Source organism: Phenylobacterium sp. (genome assembly GCF_036501465.1).
Taxonomy (GTDB): Bacteria; Pseudomonadota; Alphaproteobacteria; order Caulobacterales; family Caulobacteraceae; genus Phenylobacterium.
In genome coordinates, this window is record NZ_DASYAF010000143.1 from 1 (window position 1) to 1,582 (window position 1,582).

Annotated in this window: 5 protein-coding genes; 4 read left to right on the forward strand and 1 reads right to left on the reverse strand. The window is 69.7% G+C overall.

Translation table 11 applies throughout. The features are described 5' to 3' along the window. Window positions 1–482, reverse strand: a 482-nt coding sequence (locus tag VGL85_RS15520) for a hypothetical protein (RefSeq protein ID WP_331589866.1), incomplete at its 3' end; no start/stop codon positions are given. Between the two features lie 457 nt (window positions 483–939). Here VGL85_RS15520 and VGL85_RS15525 point away from each other — a divergent pair. The 4 genes from VGL85_RS15525 to VGL85_RS15540 form a co-directional block, all read left to right on the forward strand. Further along, window positions 940–1,062 (forward strand): hypothetical protein, encoded by a 123-nt coding sequence (locus VGL85_RS15525; RefSeq protein WP_331589867.1) that lies wholly within the window; start codon window positions 940–942, stop codon window positions 1,060–1,062. Further along, a complete protein-coding gene (locus VGL85_RS15530) occupies window positions 1,062–1,202 on the forward strand; it encodes a hypothetical protein (protein WP_331589868.1) in 141 nt (46 codons plus the stop codon). Before VGL85_RS15525 ends, VGL85_RS15530 begins: the two co-directional genes overlap by 1 nt. Then, window positions 1,199–1,339, forward strand: coding sequence for a hypothetical protein (locus VGL85_RS15535; protein WP_331589869.1), 141 nt, complete (start codon window positions 1,199–1,201; stop codon window positions 1,337–1,339). The genes VGL85_RS15530 and VGL85_RS15535 overlap by 4 nt, the downstream gene beginning before the upstream one ends. Beyond that, on the forward strand, window positions 1,339–1,582 hold a 244-nt coding region (locus VGL85_RS15540; RefSeq protein ID WP_331589870.1), incomplete at its 3' end, for a hypothetical protein. The genes VGL85_RS15535 and VGL85_RS15540, both read left to right, overlap by 1 nt.

Genomic DNA, 1,582 nt, shown 5'->3' on the forward strand with positions numbered 1-1,582 from the left:
GACAGCACCAGGACGGACTGCGCGGTCTTCGAGCGCAGTTCGCAGGTGTATTGCGCGGTGACCACCGAATAGACCCCAAGCGGCTCGATCCTGGACCGGCCATGACAGCCCTGGTTCGCGCCGCCGGGACCGAGCGCCGCCAGGTTGCGGAAGTCGGCGCGGAAGGCGTCGGACGCCGAATCGATGAAGTCCGGCGAGGCGCGTGCGAAGAGCTCGCCGGTGCTCAGCGTCGGCGCGATGGCCGCGACCGAGGCGTCGGCGAAGGCGCGGCTCTGCAGGTCCAGGTCGGGCCGGGCCTGGTAGAGGCCGGCGAACAGGCCGCCCATCAGCATGGCGCAGGCGGCGGCGGTCACCGCGGCCCATTCGAGCAGCACCAGCGCCGGGCCGGGATAGCGGTGACGCGGGGCCAGGATCCAGCGGCCGGTCTTCCGCTCGAAGCGGATGACCCAGGGCTTGTCCTCGGCCAGCCTGATGCGGTTCATCGCGCCGCTCCCCGACCGCCGGGTCTGGCCGACGAAGCCGCCGTCAGGGCGATGAAAACCGGGACGCGCTCGGGGTCGCGACGCTGAACCCGAGGGTTAACAGAACCATAATGAGACACCACGCCACTCCAACTCGGCTCCGACGCCCAAAACGGCGGGGAGACGAGCCCCTGGTGGCAAGAGGCAGGCCATTTCCCCGCCTACGGCAGCGGGGCGATCAGGGAACCTGAGCCCCGTCGGCCAGCCGAATCGCGCTTGACGAAATGACGTTTTTCGGGGTATAAACCCTCAACGGCGGAAATTGCGTCGGAACGGCCCCGGACCTCGGTTTCGGGGCTTTTTGATTCCGCCACCCGTTCGCCCCCGACAAGCTGACCATACAAATCACCTCACCTGACAGCTCAGGTCGTTGGGGCGATCCCCTGCGCGCCAGGCCGCTGCTCCCGGAGACCCGAACATGACCAAGACCAGGCCCGCCAAGGCCGCCGCCGTGAAGCCGTCGCCGAAGCCGGACATCACCTCGACCGGCCGCGATCGCGCCACCCAGCACATCGACGCCAGGCGGCTGGGCAAGTACTGATGGCCGGCCTCAAGCCCAGGGCCATCGGCGTCGTCCTCCTGCCCAAGCCGCGGTTTCCGCAGGCGCAGAACCGCTGGCTGGTGAAGACTCCGAAGCCCGCCGATCCCCGCGCCGACCAGGTGCTCGGCAAGTACGCATGAGCGTCAGCTTCACGGCCGCCGGCGACTGGTTCATCTTCGACGAGCAGGGCCGGACGCTGAAACGCGGCTTCCGCTGCAAGGCCGATGCGACGAGCTGGATCGCCCGCAGCCGCCGGCCCGACAAGCGGACGCTCTAGTGGCGCGCGCACGCCAGCCGCCGCCGCCCAGCGACGCCAAAGACCCTGGCGAGCAGCTCGGCGAGGCTTTTATCGCCGACTTCCTGGTGGTCTGGCGCGAGCACGGGCCAGCCGCGATCAAGACGGTGGCGGCCGAGCGGCCGCAGGACTTCGTGCGCGCCGCCCTGGCCATCCTGCCGCGAGAGGCGAGTGCGAAAGTCCAGGCCCTCGATGAGCTTGACGACGCCCAGCTCGCCGCCCGCG

What these genes read in the sequence shown, in the direction of transcription:
- VGL85_RS15525 (WP_331589867.1), top strand. Translation starts at nt 940, where the DNA reads ATGACCAAGACCAGGCCCGCCAAGGCCGCCGCCGTGAAGCCGTCGCCG.
- VGL85_RS15530 (WP_331589868.1), top strand. Translation starts at nt 1,062, where the DNA reads ATGGCCGGCCTCAAGCCCAGGGCCATCGGCGTCGTCCTCCTGCCCAAG.
- VGL85_RS15535 (WP_331589869.1), top strand. Translation starts at nt 1,199, where the DNA reads ATGAGCGTCAGCTTCACGGCCGCCGGCGACTGGTTCATCTTCGACGAG.